The organism is Adlercreutzia sp. ZJ304 (genome assembly GCF_011039075.1).
In the GTDB taxonomy this organism is placed as follows: Bacteria; Actinomycetota; Coriobacteriia; order Coriobacteriales; family Eggerthellaceae; genus Adlercreutzia_A.
Map to the genome: position 1 here is coordinate 166,906 of NZ_JAAKEG010000004.1, position 20,266 is coordinate 187,171.

The window sequence follows — 20,266 nt, forward strand, 5'->3', positions numbered from 1 at the left end:
TTATTCCTCTTCCGCAACGATATGTGTCCTATGCAATAAAGAATCAAACAACTCTTCGAAATCTTCTAACGATTCACATTGATTAATACGCCCTCTTGCGGCGCTAGCGAAAGGCATTCCGGTTATATACCACATGGCATGTTTGCGCATGCGTACAATATTGCGCCCTTCGCGCTGACTTAAAAGCTGTGCATGTTGGCGCGCCATTGATATACGCTGCTCCATCGTAGGAATACTCGGTTGCGCAGCACCATCTAAAGCTGCTTTAATCTGAGTGAATATCCACGGATTACCCTGCGCGCCACGCGCCACCATAATCGCGTCGCAGCCTGTCTTATCGATCATGCGTATAGCATCTGAGGCGCATTTGATATCGCCGTTACCTATAACCGGAATAGATACAGAAGACTTAACTCTAGCAATGGTTGACATATCAGAAACACCGCGATACATCTGGGTTGAAAACCTGCCATGAACACATACTGCAGCTGCGCCAGCCTCTTCCATATGCTTGGCGAAAGCGGGTGCTGTCTCGCCTGTCTCTTCGCTGTATCCGCGGCGAAATTTCACAGTGACCGGATGTTTCACCACACTTGCAACTGACTTTACTATTTCAGCAGCAAGTTTTGGTGTCTTCATAAGCGCAGAGCCGTCACCTTTTGACACGATTTTGCGAGCAGGGCAGCCCATATTAATATCTATGCAAGCCAGTGCATCACCCATTACATCTTCTATCCAAGCTGCTTGCGCAGACATTATGCTGGGTTCGTGCCCAAATATTTGCACGCCAACTTGCATCTCGCCTTCCGCCCTATCTAGCAAATGACGAGTCTTTTCATTAGCATATGAAAGTCCTTTTGCTGAAACCATTTCAGTAAACGCAAGATCGGCTCCGGCATGCAAGCATAAACTGCGAAACGCAATATCAGAAACACCAGCCATTGGCGCTAAAAGAACACGTTTGCCGAATACACCTTCCACAGAACTACTCAAATGAATTAAGTTCAGCAAATACGCTGCATCCAAATAGAGCTAAAACAATTATCAAAACAAGCAATACCAATATAACCAAAATGCAACTGCGACTTTGAGATGAGTGTGCTTTCTGGAGCTCAGCTTTTTGAGCCTCTTCATCAAAAGGATCATTTAGCCAATCGTATTCTTGTCTCTTTTTCATGTTTCAATAATATATAACTTCATGTTCTAATAAAAGGCGATGTTTTCTATTCGTCAACTTTCAATATAGCCATAAACGCTTCTTGCGGAACCTCTACACTACCGATGGCTTTCATGCGCTTTTTACCGGCTTTTTGCTTTTCGAGCAACTTGCGCTTGCGGGTAATATCGCCGCCGTAACATTTTGCAAGTACATCTTTGCGCTTCGCCTTAACGGTTTGACGCGCCAATACTCTGCCACCAATAGCGGCTTGAATTGGCACTTCAAACATTTGACGCGGAATAATCTCTTTTAGTTTTTCGCACAACACACGTCCGCGATCGTAAGCCTTATCGCGATGGACAATAAACGACAGGGCATCAACTGGTTTACCTGCCAATAGAATATCTAGCTTCACTAAATTTGACGGTTTGTAGCCCATAAACTCGTAATCTAAGCTGGCGTAACCTTTTGTGCTAGATTTTAACTTGTCAAAGAAATCCATTATTAATTCCGACAATGGTATTTCCCAAAGCATTTCAACAGTTGTTTGAGACAAATAGTTCATAGTGACAAAAGTGCCGCGCCGCGCAACGGTTAAATCCATTACTGCGCCTACATAATCTGGCGGAATTAGCACTTTAGCCTTTAGATAGGGTTCCTCTATGCGCTCTATAGCGCCGGGGTCTGGCATTTCTTGTGGCGAATTAAGCGATATCATATCGCCACCTTTTAGGAAAACGTGATATTCCACGCTTGGCGCAGTAGCCAAAAGGTCTAAGTTAAATTCACGTTCTAGACGCTCTTTTATGACCTCCATATGAAGCAAACCTAAAAAGCCAACACGGAAGCCAAATCCAAGCGCATGTGATGTTTCGGGTTCCCAGACAAGCGCCGGATCGTTCAAGCTTAACTTTTCAAGCGCTTCTTTAAGCGGCTCGTATTGATCGCCTTCTATAGGATAAAGCCCTGTGAAAACCATAGGTTTCGCTTCGCGATATCCCGGTAAAGGTTCGTCTACCCCACTTTCAACCGATGTTATCGTGTCGCCAACTTTTACTTGACTAACATCCTTCAAGCCTGTAACTAGATAGCCAACTTCACCCGCACTAAGTGAATCAGTGGGCTGTTCTGCGGGTCGTCTTGCACCCACTTCCTCTACAAGAGCTTCTTTACCAGTAGCCATCATATATATTTGATCGCCTTTTGAAACGTGCCCGTCTATAACGCGAATAAGAGCAACAACACCTCGGTATGCATCAAAAAAGCTATCGAATATAAGTGCGCGCAATGAAGCATTAGGGTTGCCTGTAGGAGAAGGAATGTTGTAGACAATAGACTCCAGCAAGTCGTGTATGCCTTGCCCGGTTTTGCCAGAAGCAAGTACTGCATCATCTGCGGGTATTGCCAAACTATCTTCAATATCAGCACGAACACGTTCAGGCTCTGCTGCCGGTAGATCTATCTTATTAATAAGCGGAATTATTTCTAAGTTGGCATTCATGGCAAGCATGGCATTAGCAACAGTTTGAGCCTCTACTCCTTGTGTGGCATCTACCACAAGAATTGCTCCTTCACATGCTGCTAAACTCCGTGATACCTCGTAAGTAAAATCAACATGACCCGGAGTGTCAATCAAATTAAGTTGATATTCTTCGCCATCGTCTGCGGTATACATAACGCGTACAGCTTGGCTTTTTATTGTTATTCCGCGCTCGCGTTCTATATCCATCGTGTCAAGTAACTGCTCTTGCATATCGCGCGCAGCAACAGTACCGGTTTGTTCAAGAATGCGATCGGATATGGTCGATTTGCCATGATCTATATGGGCAATTATTGAAAAGTTTCTTATATGTTGAAGATCTTGCGACATTTCATCTTCCGTGTACGTAGTTTAATAATTAATTACAGCGGAAATTCCCGATTAAGTCGTGACTTACGCGCTGCAATGGGTTATTCTATCGCATTGTGTCCAGTAAGGTGCTCGCTTCGTTTTATACGGAAGCGAATCCGCAGACGTGGCTGCTAAAGGATTGCCGGCTGGCGACGTAGATGTGACCTAGAAATCCCGAGGGTCATGCGCATATCCGTGAATGCGGTTTATTGCGTTGCGTTGTCTGCTTTAATCCTTTTGTCATATCTTCGAATTTACACCCACCACACTGGCGTAATATCAATATGTAAGGAAGAGGAAAATGGCTAATATTAAGTCTCAGAAAAAGCGCATTATTACTAACGAAAAGCGTCGCATGCGCAATCGCGCTATTAAAAGCGAGCTGAAAACAGCTACCCGTCGCGTTAAAGATGCTGTAGAGGCTGGCAATGGTGCCGAGGCATACGCTGAAGCGCTTGCTTGCTGCCGTTTGATGGACAAGGCTGTTACAAAAGGTGCCATAAAGAAGAATCAGGCAGCCAATCGCAAAAGCGGCGTAATGAAGCTAGCCAACACAATTGTCACTGAAGACGATCGTAAGGCATACAAGAAGGCTGAGCCTAAGAAACAAGAAAAGACTGGCAACAAGAAAAAGGCCGCCAAGGAAGCCCGCAAGAAGGAAATGGAAGCTGCTTCTAAAGAGAAAGCTAAGCGTGCAGAAAAGCATAAGAAGGAAGAAGCTGCTGCTCTTAAGCGCAAGGAAAAAGCTGCTAAAGAAGCGGCTGAGGCAGAAGCCGCTGCAGCCGCTGCAGCTGAAGCTGAGGCAAGTGAAGAAGCGCCAGCAGAAGAGGCTGCTGAATAGTTTACTTCGCCAAGGTATTTACTACCCAATCTCTAAGAGCGGCATCTGCAGGGGTGCCGCTCTTCATTTTTTGTTCAGTATGCATCGACGAGATAAGAGCGCGGCGAAGATCGGATTCGGAAAAACGCCTAGCCCATTGAGCGTGGTTTTTCACTTTCCATTCTGGTACACCTAATTCTGATGCAATTTGTGCAGTAGAGCCACCAGATACAAGCAAAGACTGTGCGCACATAAGTTCACGTATTTTGGAAGTACACATAGACAGAAGTGCTATAGGGCTACTATCCCCTACTTTAGGGAGGTAGTTGAGACACTTAACCATGTTGCGCGCTGCAAAAGCGTCAACAAATTCCCAAGGCTTCACCACAGATGTGTCGGCTACGAGGGCAATAACTTCATTTACGTTGACCGCATCCGATCCTCGATGAGCACTGGCTAGTTTTTTGATTTCGTTATCTAGTCGTACAGTATCGGTACCAACAAGTTCTATCAGTTTGGCGGCAGCATCATCTGTCATAGTAATGCCATGTGTAGGTGCCATAGCGCGAACGTGTGCCTGCATTTTGTAACTTTTAGGCTGAGCGCAATCTATAACAGCGTCTGCACCAAGAGACGAAACAGTTTTGTATAACTTAGTATTTTTCGCAAGTTTTTCCGCTAAAAGCATTAGCACAGTTGTAGTGTTAGCGTTTTTAAGATAATCGCATACAGCATCCACTCCAGCCTTTCTAAGCTTATCAGCTGCATTAACCTGTACAAGTCGCTTTTGGCTGGCGAAAGGAACAGTGTTACAAGCGCTTACTATGTCGATTCCGCTACATTGAGCACCGTCGAACGTATCCGAGTTAAACGACAAATCGCCTAGTTTTTCAAGACGCATACGCATGCGTTTCATAACGGCTTCGCGCTTAAGCGCATCGTCGCCCACTACTAGATATGCTGGGAGCAATTCTTTTTCTTGTTTGTTAGCCATAGCATCATTCTAAACCAGCGAGGCGCATCCCGTATATAAGATGTCAGCAACTTATTAAGAGCTAGATTTAATTTCTATGCCTTCCTCCTTGAAAGTTAAGGAAGTTTGTCCATTTATATCCGTGCGCATAATGCATTTCGATGTATCTAGGCATTCCAATGCTTCATCGGATGGGTGCCCATATCTATTATTGGCACCACAACTTATTAACGCTATTTCCGGCTGCAATTTATTTGATATAGCTTTAGTCAAAGAAATTTTTGAACCGTGGTGTCCAACTTTTAAAACATCAATATCGCCTACGCTGCCCGAATTAAGTAATTCATCTAACTGTTCGGCTTCGGCGTCTCCTGTGAACAAAGTTTTGTAGTCGCATATACCATCGCTATTGCAATCTGCTTCGCATAACAGACAAATACTATCGGAGTTTCCTCCTTCGTCTTTGTACTCGTTGGGCCATATAACGCGAAGCGAAAAAATGCCAACTTTAAGAGTGTCGCCAACGCTAAGTCCTTGCAGTTCACTATCACTAGCGCGTTCAGCTGAATTACGTAATTCGGAGCAATTTTCACATTCGCAATTGAGCAAAAATTTAGATGAATATACTCTATCAATTTGCATATACGTAGATAGCGATTCTAAAGAAGAACAATGATCGTCATCTGGATGGGTTATAACTACCGCATCAAGTTTATATACTCCTAAATTTGCCAAACCCTCTTTTAGCAAACTGTCTTGATTTCCTGTATCTATAAGAATAGATGAACCTTTGCTACGCACAAGGAATGAATCGCCCTGCGCAACGTCAAGCATTACTATTTCGTCGGCTTTTGTTAATGGAGACAGAAATATAAAGATTGCTACAGCAGCATACGAACAAATAAAAAATGCCATAGCAACATTTAGGTGCAAGCTAGGCCAGAGAAACCAAAGAGTAAGACACATTGCAACACTCAGCAAAAGCATTACCCACGGCGAAACGCTAATGGCAATACATCCAAAAGGAATGTCTGCTAAAAATTCTACTGCCACGCTTAATGGCATTACAGAAATTGCTGCCAGCTGAACTATAGCTACAGCCGCCGCTGGAAACATACATGAAATTACTGCGCCCAGTAAGGCACCAACGCAGGATATAGTAAACAGCGGAGTTGCTACAATGTTTGCCAAAGGCGCAACTAGTGGAAGTTGCGAAAATAAAGCCATGGAATACGGCAAAGTTGCTACATTTGAAGCTAGTGTCATTCCGATAGGAGCGCCTATCGTTTTGCGAATAGAGTTAGGACAAGAGGAAAACCAAGATGACACAAGCCCTGCAAATAGCAAAATTCCCAAAGTTGAACCAACTGATAATACAAACGAAGCAGATATTGAAACTGCAGGATCGGTGCAAATAAATACAATTATGCATAATGCTAGAGCGCTTATTGCGGAATCTCGGCGTTTAGCAAAGGGAGATAAGAGCGACAGTACAACCATAAAAGCCGCGCGTAGCGCAGATATTGGTACACCAGCAAGCACTAAGTAAGCTAAAACAAACGCTATAAGAATAATAGTTACAGCAATACGTGGCATTTTAAGAAAGCTAAGCAGCCAACGAAAAAGAATGGTGACAATGCCAAGATGTGCACCTGATACAGCTACAAGATGTGCTAAGCCACACCTTTTGTAATATTCATAAATTCCACTGTCTTCAATGCCTTGTCTATAACCGCAAGCTAAAGCCTGCAACAATCCCGCTTGGTCCCCACCAAATTCCTCAAACAGACTAATAGCTTGTTTTCTTATATTTTGTAAAGCCGAAATAATACCATCGCGCACAACAAGTTCGTATGTATCCGCTGTTATCGAACAACCTACTCCTTGACTCCAATAAAACTCAGAACTTGATTCTTTAATAGTTTTAGGAGAGGCACTTAGTATTAATTCGTCCCCACGAAACAGTTCTACATTTTCGCGGAATTGAACGAATATTTTAGCTGTCTGATTGTGCGGACCACGCGATAGTACGTATGCAGAAGACCCAAAAGCACCATCTTTGGCATCTGAAATAAGCGATAGGTGCCACTGACCACTATCCCTTATTGCTGCGTCTGCTTTACTATGTATTGCGCCTGCACCGAAAAAGCCAAAAGCGCAACCTAGTGCTAGCGAAATACACATCAGTGCAAGTGGACGAATTTTTTTCGATATGCAAAGCAAAGACGCAACAAGAAATGCGACTGTAGCTATAAGTGAATAGCGGATACAGCTATCAATACTCAATAGAAACGATGCGTTGTATGTAAGCGCACATGCTAGCCAAAGCAATAAAGCAAATGGGAGTAAAATCGAAAGACCCGGTTTAGTGGGTCTTTCATCGGATATAAGTGTGTTGCTTGTATTTTTCATCATACACAAATTTGGTCGCGTATTGATTCGAGCGTTTTCTCGCCTATACCCGATACATTTGTTAAGTCTTCTACACTTTTGAATTTTCCGTTTGATTCGCGATAGGCGATTATCTTCTTTGCTTTAGACTCGCCAATTCCGCTTATTGTCTGTAGTTGCGCAGCATCAGCTGTATTGATGTTTACCCTTGAAGACTGCGCACCGCTCGGTGTCTGATTAGATGCAGACAAAGTGTCTTCAGGGGCTGCTGTAGCAGCGGAAATTTGCGCCATGTCTTCTTTACTGGGTACTGAGATTTGTTCTCCATCAGTGATAACTTGTGCAAGATTCAACGCATCTGTACAGGCATTATCAGAAAAACCACCAGCAGCACTTATAGCATCAGCTATTCGTGCACCATCAGTTAATTCATAAAGACCAGCGTTAAGAACACAACCTGTTACATGAACAAAGATGCTTGCTTCTTTAGCATCTTCTACTTGTACCCCCGCATCTTCTGTAGTCTCTGCTGCTTGAGCTTCAACAATTTGAAAGTTATTTGTATCGGCAACGCTCTTCAAACCGAAAAGCAGAGCACCTAATGCTACGACACATATTGCAGCAATTCCTATTACTATTTGCGGACGTATTTGTCCTAGGTGTAGTTTTGATTTTGCACTTTCCGAATAATCTTGGAAACCCATTTTCGCCTCCAAAACTTAGGTTTCCTCGGAAGTGTAGATATTAGATCTAACGTAGGCGTTATAGAAATGCAAGATTAATTACTATAAATTTATGCGCACATGGCAGTATGCATTCAATATCAAAACTATCTTTTACTAAATAAAATGCGAATTTATTTCAATATAAATCTTGCAGAAACCTTGCAAATATCGTGCATAATTCTGGCACTTATCTAACACTATATAAATACGTGCAGTAAGGGAGCTAATTCTTGCGTTTTAGTAATGGTGAATTGTATTCATGCACACATGCATTGCTTGCAAGTTCTTCTACCCAATTCTCTAGTGGATATTCGCTTTCCGCTTGCAAAACAGCATCTATCTTTGCGTGCGTTTCAGGAGAGCGCGGCATAAACAAGGTACAACAATCGGGAGCATCCTGAGAAGAAATCTCAAATGTGCCAAGCTGCTGTGCCTGAGCAATTATTTCCTGCTTATCTGTACCAATAAGTGGTCGCAGAATTGGTAGATTAACAGATTGATCTGTTGCGGCTATATTATCTAGTGTCTGTGATGCAACTTGTCCCAAACTCTCGCCTGTAACAAGAGCACGTGCACCTTCTATGTGCGCTATGCGTTCTGCCGTCTTAAACATAAGACGCCTATACAGAATTACACGTAGCGGTGGCGGAGCTAATACCGATATTTCGCGCTGATAATCGCCCATAGCGCAAGTGTATATACGAGATATACATCCTGTTTTCTCTAGAACATGCGCGATGTCGTCTACGAGATACTCTGATGTGTCGCTCGTAACAGGCGCACCCGAAAAATGAACGCCTATGCAATTGGCTCCGCGACGCGCTAGGCGCCACAAAGCAACAGGTGAATCGATGCCAGATGAGAGCAGGCACACAACGCGCCCCGAACTTCCCACCGGTAAGCCGCCTATGCCAACGATACTTTTTGCATACACAAACGCGCTATTTTGTATAACCTCTACATCAACTTGCACATCGGGGGATTTCATCTTTACATGCTTGGTAGGATAAGCCTCACACAAAACCGCACCAATATCGCGGTTAATTTGCATTGAATCTATCTCGAAATCGGTATGATTGCGTCGCGCTTGTACCTTAAAGGTTTCAAATGTTTGTACCTCAGCTAAAGCATTTATAGCAGCTTGCCCAATATCATCCATATTTCGCGGGCATTTAAAACCGCAAGACGCACGCGCCACCCCGGGTATCTGCGCAATTATTTCTTCGCACGCACAGGCAATATGAAGACTTGTGCCTTCTTTAAGAAAAACGACAAGCCGTCCAGAAATTCTATGAATATCAACTACGGGAAAACCTTCAAGAAGAAACTTCAAGTTTTTAAGAAGCCTCTGCTCGAAAGACCCTCTATTCTTGCCCTTAAGCCCGATTTCGTGGTAATGAACCAGTATTACTCGCTGATACATAATCAAAGCGCAAACTGTTCTCAATAAAATTAGTGATTATGAACATCTATGCTTTCGGGATTATACGACACATCATGGCGTGCTATTTCATTAAACGCCATTGTAAGCGGCTTTGTGTCGGCAGCACGAGCAATTTCAACTGCTGTTTGCAATGCAATAGCGCGATCTCGCTGACCACGCATCATGTCGTTAATATCATGTGCACGTTTAGAAGCTAGTGTGCACAGCAAAAAACGATCATTATCAGCCTCTTCAAGCAGAATGTCGATAGGTGGTTCGATTATGCTCATATGTCTTCTTGCCTCAAATCTAATCTGTCAAACCGGTCACATAATCCGCAAGCTCTTTCGCTGCGGTATCAAGGTCATCATTCACAAGCAATTTATCATACTCTAATTTGCGCGAAAGCTCCAGTTTTGCGGTTTCCATTCTAGCTCGAATGGATGCTTCGCTATTAGTTCCCCTACCCCTTAGGCGCTCTTCGAGTATGGAAAGAGATGGTGGCTCTACAAATACCATTTTACATTCAGGCATACGCTTTTTTACAGCTGCAGCACCTTGTACTTCTATTTCTAAAATTACCTCATCGCCTGCATCAATATGTTCAAGAACAGAACCCATAGGTGTGCCGTACAAATTTGAGTCGTATTCAGCCCATTCCAAAAAGCGATCTTGCTCTATTGCTTTCTCAAAAGCTTCGCGCGACATAAAAAAGTATTCGCGACCATTACGTTCTCCTTGGCGCGGCGGGCGCGTTGTTGCAGACACAGAAATCCATGTATTTGCTACATCTTGAATTAAACGCTTTACCAGCGTGCCTTTCCCTGCCCCAGAAGGTCCGGATATAACTATTAGATGACCTCTGCTCATAGTTGCAGCCTTTTAGTTTCGCTAGTTTAATTCTTCTGCTATGCGGCAGAAGGCTGCTATCGGATCGTCAGCATCTGTAATTGGACGACCTATCACAATGTGCGAAGCACCATTATCGAATGCTTGTGAAGGTGTTGCTACACGGCTTTGATCGCCAAGTGCAGAACCAGCGGGACGCACGCCCGGACACACAATATAGGCATTCTCTCCCATTTTCGCACGAAGGGCAGCGGCTTCTATAGGTGAAGCAACAACACCCGATATCCCAGCATCTACTGCAAGATCGGCCAGAGCGAGAACCTGATCTTGCATAGGACGTGCAACTCCACATTGGTTAAGCGTAGTCTCATCCATTGACGTTAATACCGTAATGCCAAGCGTTACAGGTACGCTTCTTCCAATATTGCTAGCACCAGCTATTGCCCCACGCTGCGCGGCTTCCATCATAGGGACACCGCCGGATGTATGCATAGTTAGCATATCCGCACCCGATTCCGCCGCCGATCTGGCAGCGCCTTCAACTTGATGCGGAATATCATGGAATTTTAGATCTAAGAATACTTTATAACCGCGTTGTTTCAGCATTTTGATTAGGTCGGTACCATACGCATAATATAGCGTCATACCAATCTTTACCCAAGAAGCAACACCAGCTAATTCATAAGCAATTGCAATCGCTTTATCAGCTTCACAGTCGAGCGCGACAATAACTCTATCTTTGCGAGATTCTTCATTGAAATGATTTAGCATTCCAGTGCTCCTATCAATTCGTTTACGTCTTTTACGCCATACATCTCACAATAATGCCTGATACCATCTACAACATCGGCGCTAGCGTGCGGATTTGTAAAGTTCGCAGTACCTACTGCTACAGCTGTAGCGCCTGCAAGCATAAATTCAACAGCATCTTCACCGGTACATATGCCACCCATTCCAAGTATGGGAACAGATACGGCATGCGAACATTCCCAAACCATACGAAGCGCTACAGGTTTTACTGCAGGTCCTGATAAACCACCCACTACGCGTGCAAGTTTAGGCTTTCGTGTGCGGGCATCTATTGCCATGCCTAAAAGAGTATTGATAAGCGAAATGGCATTAGCTCCAGATGCTTCTGCTGCTTTAGCGATTTCTGTTATGTCGCCAACGTTAGGTGTTAGCTTCACAATTAACGGACGCGACGTAGCGCACCTACACTTTTGAACTACTTGTCCGACAGAGACTGGGCTGCACCCCATTGTCATGCCGCCTGCATCTACATTAGGGCAAGATACATTCACTTCGTAAGCATCTACAGGATGCGGCTCTAAAGCCTCTATAACTTGGACATATTCATCGATGCTGTGCCCGGATACGTTAACAATTACACTTGCACCTTTAGCTTTTAACCAAGGTATTTCATTTTGTATTAAATGGTTTACTCCGGGATTTTGCAATCCTATAGAATTCAGCATGCCAGAAGGTGTTTCGGCGATACGCGGACTAGCGTTGCCTTCCCACCCGTTCAGAGAAACTCCTTTAGTAGTTACAGCACCAAGAGCCGCCACATCTATAAAGTCGGAATATTCAAGCCCGGCAGCAAAAGTACCAGAAGCTGTGGTTACAGGGTTTTTCATGTGTAACCCGCCTAAATTGACGCTCATGTTTACCATAGTAGCTCCTGCGCATCGAATACTGGACCATCCACACAAGCACGCTTTTTGCCATCTTTAGTATCAACTACACACGAAAGACAAGCCCCAACACCGCAAGCCATACGGCGCTCAAGCGAAACTTCGCAACGCACGTTAGCAGTGTGCGCCAAATTAGCAACTATTTTCATCATAGGCTCTGGACCACATGTAGCTACATAATCGTAAGGAGCATCAGAATCTGCAGCGCATTGCAGGGCATCTTGAGCAATGGATGTACAGAACCCAGAAATTCCGTAACTACCATCATCGGTTGCGCACAGCACGCGAAGTTTAGGCATAGCAAGTTCATTGTATCTATCTAGGCATACTAAACTATTTGAAGAACCCGCACCCAAAGCGACATCAACTTGAACTCCGCTTTTACATAGCGCAACACAGAGCATGTAGAGAGGAGCAGCTCCTACTCCACCACCAACAAGCAAAGCTTTATGAATATCGTCTGACAGCGTCCACCCATGCCCTATAGGCGAAATCATAGGTGCTTTATCGCCCGCTTGCCAAAACGTCATCTCGCGCGTACCGCTGCCAACAACCTGATACAAAATGTCAATCATTCCATTTTCAGGATTTGCCGCATAAATAGAGAATGGTCGCCTGAGCACATGTGCTGGGTTTGTAGATATCTGCATATGTACAAATTGACCGGGAAGTATCTTACTAGCTGTTTTAGGTGCAAGCATACTTAAAAGATAAAGATTGGGACCAACTTGTAAGTTCTGCTTGACCTCGCCCATTTCATCAAATAATCCGCTCAAGGTGCATCATCTCCATCTAGGTAGATCTTGCAAACACACCGCTTCAAAGTTGCTTTCTGAAGCCACTTCCATACCTGCTACAAAAGCCTGCGCCGCTGCTAAAGTAGTAACACATGTTATGCCATGACGCACAGCTGCTGCTCGCAGTTCGTATCCATCACCTCGCGTAGCAGAACCCATTGGAGTATTTATAATAATAGAAATCTCTCCTGCAGCAATGGATGCCGTTATATCGCTTGAGCCTTCGTAAATCTTGCCAACTTCTTCGCATTCTACACCAGCAGCCCGCAATGCACGCGCTGTTCCCTGTGTTGCTAAAATTTCAAAGCCAAGACGCTTAATATTTCTAGCTATGGGTAGCACGTTTCTCTTATCGCGGTCATTTACAGAAATAAACGCTTTACCACCTTTGGGCATTTCGTAATCTATAGCAAGTTGAGTTTTCATATAAGCAAGTGGGAAATTGCGTGCAACTCCCATAACTTCGCCGGTAGAGCGCATTTCCGGTCCAAGTACCACATCTGATCCGGGGAATCTGCCCCAAGGCATAACAGCCTCTTTCACACAGAAATGATCTAAAAGCCGCGTATCGGGTGGAAGATTCATATCGACTAACTTTTCACCAGACATAACGCACGCTGCCACCTTAGCAAGCGGTACTCCGGTTGCTTTCGAAACAAACGGCACTGTACGGCTGGCACGCGGGTTTGCTTCTATCACATATACTATGCCATCTTTTATGGCGAATTGAATATTCAGAAGTCCAATTACGCCCAATTCGAGCGCAAGCATACGCGCTATATCGCGCAAGCGCTGCTGAATAGCTTCCGGCAATGCAAATGGCGGAATGCAGCACGCAGAATCGCCCGAATGAATACCCGCCATTTCGATATGTTCTAAAATGCCACCGATGTACACCGTTTCGCCATCGCAAACTGCATCTAAGTCTAATTCTACTGCTCCCTCTAAGAAGCGGTCTAAATACACAGGATGATCTGGAGATATTCGCGCGGCTTCACCCATGTATTTCTCAAGCTGCACACCATCATAGACAATAGCCATGCCTCTGCCACCAAGCACATAACTTGGGCGCACAAGCAGCGGAAAGCCAATTTTATCTGCCACCTGCACAGCCTGCTGGTAAGTATGAGCCATGCCGGCGGGCGGATAAGATATCGCCAATCTATCCAAAAGCGCTGCAAATCTATCGCGATCCTCTGCAAGATCGATCGAATCGGGAGATGTTCCCATTATGGGAATGCCTGCATCCTGAAGACGGCGTGCCAATTTCAGTGGCGTTTGTCCACCTAAAGTAACTATTACGCCGCTTGCGTGTTCAACATCTGCTATATCCATTACATCTTCAAATGTTAGTGGCTCGAAATACAGCTTGTCAGAAGTGTCGTAATCGGTGGAAACGGTTTCGGGGTTACAGTTAACCATTATTGTTTCAAATCCACGTTCCGCAAGCGCATAGCTAGCATGAACGCAACAATAATCAAATTCGATACCTTGACCTATTCTGTTTGGTCCTGCCCCTAAAATGATAACTAGCGGCTTATTGGAAGTGCTTATTTCGCTTTCACTTGCACCGTAAGTTTTATAGAAATAATCGGTGCTGGATTCAAATTCGGCAGCGCATGTATCTATCGCCTTAAAGGCAGGTATTACCCCTAGCGCTTTACGTGTTGCGCGAACCTCTGCTTCACTTGCATGTGTGGCGCGCGCTATTTCAACATCAGAAATACCGTATTGTTTAAGCAAGCGCATTGCATCCGCATCTAGTTCATCTAGGCGCATATTTTCCAAATTACGCCCAATGGTCGCCATATCAGCCATGCGCTGTACAAAGAATGAATCTATACGAGTTATCTCGCAAATATCGGAAGATGACATGCCTGCCCAAAGCGCATCCATAATATGGAAAATGCGCTCTGGAGTAGGACGACTTATCAATTCACGCAATTCATCAAGATCTGAAATATTGCCAGAAGATAGCGCCCCCGCGCGTCCATTTTCGAGCGAGCGCATTGCTTTTCCAAACGCTTCCTCAAATGTACGCCCAACGGCCATAACCTCTCCAACAGCCTTCATCCTTGTAGATAAAGTATCGTCAGAACCTTGGAATTTTTCAAAAGCAAAACGCGGAACTTTCACCACACAATAGTCTATAGCGGGCTCAAAGCATGCCGGTGTTACTTTTGTTATATCGTTTGATATTTCATCTAAGGTGTAACCCACAGCAAGCTTTGCCGCCACCTTCGCTATAGGAAAACCAGTAGCTTTTGAAGCTAGCGCCGAAGAACGAGATACGCGCGGGTTCATCTCTATTACAATCATGCGACCGTTTTGCGGGTTTACGGCAAACTGCACATTACTGCCGCCAGTTTCCACCCCTATGCGTTCTAGAATTGCCAGAGAAGCTACACGCATGCGTTGGTATTCAATATCGGTTAAAGTTTGCGCCGGCGCAACGGTTATTGAATCGCCCGTATGGACACCCATTGGGTCTAGGTTTTCTATGGAGCACACAATAATGCCGTTTCCGGCGCTATCGCGAATAACCTCCATCTCGTATTCTTTCCAACCCTCAATAGATTCTTCAACCAAAACCTCAGATGTTACCGATAACTCTAAACCCTGAGAAACTATGCGCGTTAATTCTTCTTCGTTATGAGCTATGCCACCACCAGCGCCGCCCAGTGTAAATGAAGGTCGCAGTACAACAGGAAAGCCAATTTGCGCCACAATCTTTTTTGCATCCTCAACAGAGTATGCATAACCACTACGCGCTGTTTCAATTCCGAGTTCAGCCATGCATTCGTTGAAGACCTTGCGATCTTCACCGCGCTGAATAGCAGCCAAATCGCACCCGATCATTTTTACGCCGAACTCATCCAAAATACCCTTTTCAGCAAGTTCAACTGCGGCATTTAGCGCAGTTTGACCACCTAAGGTTGGAAGCAGCGCATCGGGGCGTTCTTTCTTAATAATGTCGCGAATTGCATCAGCAGTAATAGGTTCAATATATGTTCTGTCAGCCAATTCGGGGTCGGTCATAATGGTGGCTGGGTTCGAATTAACAAGCACAACCTTGTAGCCATCTTGCGAAAGAACTTTGCACGCCTGCGCACCTGAATAGTCAAATTCGCATGCTTGACCTATAACAATCGGACCGCTTCCTATTACTAAAATGGTTTCTATATCATTACGCCTTGGCATTAGCGGCCTCCTTGCAAGCAAACTTCCATCCCTGCAAACGATCGTGGGCTATATCAATATTCAGATAGTCTGAATCTCCTGCCATAAGACGCATAAATGCCGTAAATAGATAATGCGAATCGGTAGGACCCGGAGAGGCTTCCGGGTGATATTGCACACTGAAAGCCGGAATATCTAAAAACTCCATTCCCTCAGGCGTGCCATCGTTTAAGTTCACATGGGTTAAGCGAATGCGTCCATAGCGTTCATTTTTTACAACGGGTGCTACACCCAATGCAGCCCACTTGCGCAAATCGTCGAAGTGCTGCGCATGCCCTGCTGATTGTTCTGGAATAATTTCACCTAAACTTTGAAAGACTTGCCCGAACCCATGATTTTGAGCAGTTATTTCCACGCGAGAGCTAAGTAGATTGACCACAGGATGATTGCCACCTCTATGACCATATTTCAGCTTTTCTATTTTAGCTCCAGCTGCTTTCGACAACATTTGGTGCCCCAAACATATTCCAAAAATTGGTACTTTACCCATAAGTTTTGCCACTTGATCATATGTTTGTTGAACCGCCTCCGGATCTCCCGGACCATTCGATAGAAATACACCATCAGGTTGCATATTTAAAACATCTTGCGCCGGTGTATTCCATGGAACTGCACCAACTTCACATCCTGCCAATGTTAATGAATGCAATATTGAATCTTTAGCTCCGCAATCGTATGCAATTACTTTGAATTGACGCGGCTGCGCTTCGCTCAAAGCGAATGTGTGATTTGTCGGCACATGTGGAGCCGCGCGCATAGCATCGCAAGAGACACTGGCAACCAAGTTTTCGCCCACAATGCTTTTTTGAGAGCGCACTTTATTAAGCAGACTTTCAACATTCAAGTCTTCTGTAGAAATACCACCACGCATAGCTCCAGATTCGCGAATGCGTCTTACAAGCGCTCTTGTATCTATGCCTTCAATTGCTACCACACCATGTTCTGCCAAATAATCGGGCAAACTAACTACACTTCGCCAACTAGAGGGCGTGCTGCACATATCATATACAACCAGTCCGCGCAATGCGGGCGTATCGCGCTGTACATCCTGCACGTCAACGCCATAGTTTCCTATTTGCGGATAAGTCATGGTTATTATTTGACCCGCATAAGAAGGGTCGGTTATAACTTCTAAATAACCTTCAACAGAGGTGTTAAAACACACCTCCCCAAAAACCTCTCCTTTAGTACCACACGAAAATCCAGAAAATGCGCTGCCATCTTCTAGCACCAACAGTGCCGGGCACCTTGTAGCTTTAGAGGTGCCCGACAATAATGCTTCACTAGCTTTACTCAACTATCTTCCCATCACGCAATGTTGCATAGCCGCCAACATATACATCGGTGGCACACCCTACTAAATCAAACCCTAAGAAACCTGAATTACCGGCTTTTGAATAGAAATTATCGCGAGATACATTCCACTTTTTATCGGGATCAATCACTGTGAAGTCGGCAATGCTTCCTGCTTCTATACGCACAGGGTCTTCGCGCAATATAGCACGCGGCGCTATTGCCATAAGTTCAATCATGCGCGCGTAATCTATTACGCCGCTATTCACCAAATTTGTAAGCACCAAGCCAAGTGATGTTTCAAGTCCAATCATTCCGAAAGGCGAAAGCTCAAATTCTCTATCTTTTTCCCAATCGGTATGTGGAGCATGGTCGGTAACTATGGCATCAATGGTTCCGTCTGCAACACCTTCAATTAGCGCTTTAGCATCAGCTTTAGTGCGCAGCGGCGGATTTACTTTAAGGGAAGTGGGGTATGTATCGTCAATATCATCTTCTGTTAAGAACATGTGATGTGGCGTAACTTCGCAAGTAACAGGTAGCCCCTCCGCTTTAGCTGCTCTTACCATTTCGACACCGCGAGCAGTAGTTATATGCTGAATATGAAGCGGGCAACCAGTTAATCTACAAAGAGCTATGTCGCGTGCAATTTCTAGCTCTTCGCCCTCTGCTGGCCAGCCAAACATGCCAAGGCGAGTAGATGCCACGCCTTCATTTACCTGGCCTTCGCCCACAAGGGAGTTATCTTGACAGTGCACCATAACCACGCGGTCAAACTGAGAAGCGTAATCTAGTACGCGGCGCATCATACCGCTGTCTTGCACACCGTGCCCGTCATCGGTAAATGCTTTTGCACCGTGCGCTATCATATCGCCCATCTCGGACAATACTTCGCCTTCAAGATTTTTAGTGCATGCCCCAGAAACAATAACGCGGCATTTACCTACTTGCGTTGCACGCGCTTTCACATACTCTACGCCGACAGCATTATCTATTACTGGATTAGTGTTGGGCATAGCGCATACTGCCGTGAAACCACCGTGCGCCGCCGCCCTAGTGCCGCTTGCTATATCTTCTTTTTGTTCGAAACCCGGCTCGCGTAAATGCACATGCATGTCTACAAGCCCCGGCACCAAAATCTTTCCGCTAAGGTCTACCTCTTCACCTTTTTCCATAGAAAGATTTTTGCCTACTTCAACAATGCGTCCGTCGCGCACAAGTAAATCGATTACCTCGTCAAGTTCTACCTGCGGGTCGATTACGCGCGCATTTTTAAGCATCAATGCCATCGTTTGTACCTCCCAAAAGCTGATATAGCGCAGCCATGCGCACGAGAATGCCTGCATAAACTTGATCTAGAATTACTGAACGCTTGGGGTGATCTGCCATAAAGCTATCTAGTTCCACGCCACGATTAATGGGACCCGGGTGGCATACAATAGCATCTGGCTTCATTAAATGATCTCGCTCTTTTGTAAGCCCAAACAACATATTGTATTCACGCAAACTAGGAAATGGCGCACCTTCCAAACGTTCGCGCTGAACGCGCAGCATATAAACAACGTCTAGGTCGGGAAGAACGCTGTTTAGATCGCTAGTAGCGCTGTCAGCACCAAGTGTGGCTACGTCAGCCGGAAGCAAAGTAGGCGGTGCTATAACACAAACATTAGCGCCCATTATTTTTAGCGCAGGAATAAGAGAGCCGCATACGCGCGAGTGGCTTATATCGCCCACAACGCCAACATTTAGCCCTTCAAACTTGCCTTTGTGTTCCCAGATGGAATAAAGGTCAAGCAAAGCTTGTGTCGGATGCTGATGCTTGCCGTCTCCTGCATCTATTACATGCACGCCAGATAAATCGGCAATTTTGCGCGGTACACCTGCGTGCTTATCGCGCACAATTATCATATCCACTTTGTAGGCGCAAAGTGTCTCCACCGTATCGGATAAGCTTTCGCCTTTAACTGTAGATGTGGAGCTTCCACCGAAATTTAAACTGTTGGCAGAAAGGCGCTTCTCAGCAATTTCAAACGACGAGCGTGTACGTGTAGAAGGCTCGTTAAACATGTTCACAATAGTTGCGCCTTTTAGTGTCGGCACCTGCTTGATGCGGCGCTCGTTCACTTCTTTGAATCTCTCGGCTGTCTTCAATAGCAGCATTATTTCATCTGCTGAATATTCCGAGATGTCAATTAAATGCTTGTGCGGGAAAGCCATTATTCCGTATCCTCCTTTGTGCCCAGAGGCGCCGCTCCCGCGCGCCCACCCGGATCAACATCCAGAATTTCCACCGCCGATTTACCATCTACATCTTGTAAGAAAAGTCTTACGCTTTCATCTGCTGCTGACGGTACGTTTTTGCCTACATAATCTGCGCGTATGGGAAGTTCGCGATGCCCGCGATCTACTAACACCGCAAGTTGTACCGCCGCAGGGCGACCGATATCCATCAATGCATCAAGCGCCGCACGAATTGTGCGACCGGTGTAAAGTACATCATCAACTAGCACTATGGTTTTACCATCTATGTTAAATTGAATGTCTGTACCTAGCACTTCGGGGGCAAAGTGCGTCATAAAATCGTCGCGGTAGAAGCTGATGTCTAATTTGCCTAGCGGTACGCAAACGCCTTCAATTTCTTCAATGCGTTCGCGCAGGCGCTTCGCCAAAATGTCTCCGCGTGTAACAATGCCCACAAGCGCTAAACTTTTTGCGCCGTGATTTGCTTCGAGGATCTGATGTGCCATGCGCGTAAGTGCGCGATCAATATCCTCTTCATTCATGCAAATGGATTTTACGAGAGGTTCGCTCATACACACTCCTTACTGGTCGAGTGCGTACAGATGAACCGAGAAAAGCTGCCGTGTTTAAGCTGCGTGCCTTGTCGGTCTCTCTGTACCGCTTTTAAAGGTCACGGAACAGTATGCCACGAACCCGTGCACCAAGTAACCCCTATTCTTCAATTAATTTTTAAGCATGCTAATGTGCAGCGCCAATGATAAATACCCAAC

18 protein-coding genes are annotated in these 20,266 nt (G+C 45.2%); 1 reads left to right on the forward strand and 17 read right to left on the reverse strand.

Going from position 1 to position 20,266, the window contains the following annotated elements:
- From dusB to lepA, 3 genes are read right to left on the reverse strand one after another with little or no spacing between them, the layout of a single operon-like run.
- Positions 1 to 981, reverse strand: a complete 981-nt coding sequence (gene dusB, locus G7Y46_RS03010; RefSeq protein WP_165252357.1) for a tRNA dihydrouridine synthase DusB — start codon at positions 979 to 981, stop codon at positions 1 to 3.
- Between the two features lie 4 nt (positions 982 to 985).
- Positions 986 to 1,177: a hypothetical protein gene (locus tag G7Y46_RS03015; RefSeq protein ID WP_165060242.1), complete on the reverse strand. Its 192-nt coding sequence runs from the start codon at positions 1,175 to 1,177 to the stop codon at positions 986 to 988.
- 46 nt (positions 1,178 to 1,223) lie between these two features.
- On the reverse strand, positions 1,224 to 3,029 hold the full coding sequence (lepA, locus tag G7Y46_RS03020) for a translation elongation factor 4 (protein WP_165252359.1): 1,806 nt from the start codon (positions 3,027 to 3,029) through the stop codon (positions 1,224 to 1,226).
- A 322-nt stretch (positions 3,030 to 3,351) separates the two neighbouring features.
- On the opposite strand from lepA, the gene rpsT reads away from it, so the two are divergent.
- Positions 3,352 to 3,891 carry a 30S ribosomal protein S20 gene (gene rpsT, locus G7Y46_RS03025; RefSeq protein WP_165060247.1) on the forward strand — a complete coding sequence of 180 codons (540 nt, stop codon included), beginning with the start codon at positions 3,352 to 3,354 and terminating at the stop codon, positions 3,889 to 3,891.
- A gap of 1 nt (position 3,892) precedes the next feature.
- Here rpsT and holA read toward each other — a convergent pair whose 3' ends face one another.
- The 14 genes from holA to pyrR all read right to left on the reverse strand — a co-directional run bounded on the left by holA (position 3,893) and on the right by pyrR (position 20,068).
- Positions 3,893 to 4,864, reverse strand: a complete 972-nt coding sequence (holA, locus tag G7Y46_RS03030) for a DNA polymerase III subunit delta (protein ID WP_165252361.1) — start codon at positions 4,862 to 4,864, stop codon at positions 3,893 to 3,895.
- Positions 4,865 to 4,918: 54 nt separating this feature from the next.
- Positions 4,919 to 7,129, reverse strand: a complete 2,211-nt coding sequence (locus tag G7Y46_RS03035) for a DNA internalization-related competence protein ComEC/Rec2 (protein ID WP_165252363.1) — start codon at positions 7,127 to 7,129, stop codon at positions 4,919 to 4,921.
- A 125-nt stretch (positions 7,130 to 7,254) separates the two neighbouring features.
- On the reverse strand, positions 7,255 to 7,938 hold the full coding sequence (locus G7Y46_RS03040) for a helix-hairpin-helix domain-containing protein (RefSeq protein WP_165252365.1): 684 nt from the start codon (positions 7,936 to 7,938) through the stop codon (positions 7,255 to 7,257).
- Positions 7,939 to 8,182: 244 nt separating this feature from the next.
- The gene (thiI, locus tag G7Y46_RS03045; RefSeq protein ID WP_165252367.1) at positions 8,183 to 9,388 is read right to left on the reverse strand and encodes a tRNA uracil 4-sulfurtransferase ThiI; all 1,206 of its coding nucleotides are present in this window, start codon (positions 9,386 to 9,388) and stop codon (positions 8,183 to 8,185) included.
- A 23-nt stretch (positions 9,389 to 9,411) separates the two neighbouring features.
- Positions 9,412 to 9,672, reverse strand: a complete 261-nt coding sequence (locus tag G7Y46_RS03050; protein WP_165252369.1) for a DNA-directed RNA polymerase subunit omega — start codon at positions 9,670 to 9,672, stop codon at positions 9,412 to 9,414.
- A 19-nt stretch (positions 9,673 to 9,691) separates the two neighbouring features.
- The gene (gmk, locus tag G7Y46_RS03055) at positions 9,692 to 10,252 is read right to left on the reverse strand and encodes a guanylate kinase (protein ID WP_165252371.1); all 561 of its coding nucleotides are present in this window, start codon (positions 10,250 to 10,252) and stop codon (positions 9,692 to 9,694) included.
- 21 nt (positions 10,253 to 10,273) lie between these two features.
- Positions 10,274 to 11,002 (reverse strand): orotidine-5'-phosphate decarboxylase, encoded by a 729-nt coding sequence (gene pyrF, locus G7Y46_RS03060; protein ID WP_165252373.1) that lies wholly within the window; start codon positions 11,000 to 11,002, stop codon positions 10,274 to 10,276.
- Entirely contained in the window at positions 10,996 to 11,904 is a 909-nt protein-coding gene (locus G7Y46_RS03065; protein WP_165252375.1) for a dihydroorotate dehydrogenase, read from the reverse strand. The genes pyrF and G7Y46_RS03065 overlap by 7 nt, the downstream gene beginning before the upstream one ends.
- Positions 11,898 to 12,701: a dihydroorotate dehydrogenase electron transfer subunit gene (locus G7Y46_RS03070; protein WP_241157028.1), complete on the reverse strand. Its 804-nt coding sequence runs from the start codon at positions 12,699 to 12,701 to the stop codon at positions 11,898 to 11,900. Before G7Y46_RS03070 ends, G7Y46_RS03065 begins: the two co-directional genes overlap by 7 nt.
- 6 nt (positions 12,702 to 12,707) lie before the next feature.
- Positions 12,708 to 15,923, reverse strand: a complete 3,216-nt coding sequence (gene carB / locus G7Y46_RS03075; RefSeq protein ID WP_165252384.1) for a carbamoyl-phosphate synthase large subunit — start codon at positions 15,921 to 15,923, stop codon at positions 12,708 to 12,710.
- Complete coding sequence (gene carA / locus G7Y46_RS03080; protein WP_165252396.1) at positions 15,910 to 17,259, reverse strand: glutamine-hydrolyzing carbamoyl-phosphate synthase small subunit; 1,350 nt, start codon at positions 17,257 to 17,259, stop codon at positions 15,910 to 15,912. Before carA ends, carB begins: the two co-directional genes overlap by 14 nt.
- Positions 17,252 to 18,544 carry a dihydroorotase gene (locus G7Y46_RS03085; protein ID WP_165252398.1) on the reverse strand — a complete coding sequence of 431 codons (1,293 nt, stop codon included), beginning with the start codon at positions 18,542 to 18,544 and terminating at the stop codon, positions 17,252 to 17,254. Before G7Y46_RS03085 ends, carA begins: the two co-directional genes overlap by 8 nt.
- Positions 18,528 to 19,472 (reverse strand): aspartate carbamoyltransferase catalytic subunit, encoded by a 945-nt coding sequence (locus G7Y46_RS03090; protein WP_165060274.1) that lies wholly within the window; start codon positions 19,470 to 19,472, stop codon positions 18,528 to 18,530. The genes G7Y46_RS03085 and G7Y46_RS03090 overlap by 17 nt, the downstream gene beginning before the upstream one ends.
- Positions 19,472 to 20,068, reverse strand: a complete 597-nt coding sequence (gene pyrR / locus G7Y46_RS03095) for a bifunctional pyr operon transcriptional regulator/uracil phosphoribosyltransferase PyrR (protein ID WP_165060275.1) — start codon at positions 20,066 to 20,068, stop codon at positions 19,472 to 19,474. Before pyrR ends, G7Y46_RS03090 begins: the two co-directional genes overlap by 1 nt.
- Positions 20,069 to 20,266: the final 198 nt, after the last annotated feature.

Coding starts and splice junctions, on each gene's coding strand:
- G7Y46_RS03015 (WP_165060242.1), bottom strand. CDS start 1,177: ATGAAAAAGAGACAAGAATACGATTGGCTAAATGATCCTTTTGATGAA.
- lepA (WP_165252359.1), bottom strand. CDS start 3,029: ATGTCGCAAGATCTTCAACATATAAGAAACTTTTCAATAATTGCCCAT.
- rpsT (WP_165060247.1), top strand. CDS start 3,352: ATGGCTAATATTAAGTCTCAGAAAAAGCGCATTATTACTAACGAAAAG.
- holA (WP_165252361.1), bottom strand. CDS start 4,864: ATGGCTAACAAACAAGAAAAAGAATTGCTCCCAGCATATCTAGTAGTG.
- G7Y46_RS03040 (WP_165252365.1), bottom strand. CDS start 7,938: ATGGGTTTCCAAGATTATTCGGAAAGTGCAAAATCAAAACTACACCTA.
- G7Y46_RS03050 (WP_165252369.1), bottom strand. CDS start 9,672: ATGAGCATAATCGAACCACCTATCGACATTCTGCTTGAAGAGGCTGAT.
- gmk (WP_165252371.1), bottom strand. CDS start 10,252: ATGAGCAGAGGTCATCTAATAGTTATATCCGGACCTTCTGGGGCAGGG.
- pyrF (WP_165252373.1), bottom strand. CDS start 11,002: ATGCTAAATCATTTCAATGAAGAATCTCGCAAAGATAGAGTTATTGTC.
- G7Y46_RS03065 (WP_165252375.1), bottom strand. CDS start 11,904: ATGGTAAACATGAGCGTCAATTTAGGCGGGTTACACATGAAAAACCCT.
- carB (WP_165252384.1), bottom strand. CDS start 15,923: ATGCCAAGGCGTAATGATATAGAAACCATTTTAGTAATAGGAAGCGGT.
- G7Y46_RS03085 (WP_165252398.1), bottom strand. CDS start 18,544: ATGGCATTGATGCTTAAAAATGCGCGCGTAATCGACCCGCAGGTAGAA.
- G7Y46_RS03090 (WP_165060274.1), bottom strand. CDS start 19,472: ATGGCTTTCCCGCACAAGCATTTAATTGACATCTCGGAATATTCAGCA.
- pyrR (WP_165060275.1), bottom strand. CDS start 20,068: ATGAGCGAACCTCTCGTAAAATCCATTTGCATGAATGAAGAGGATATT.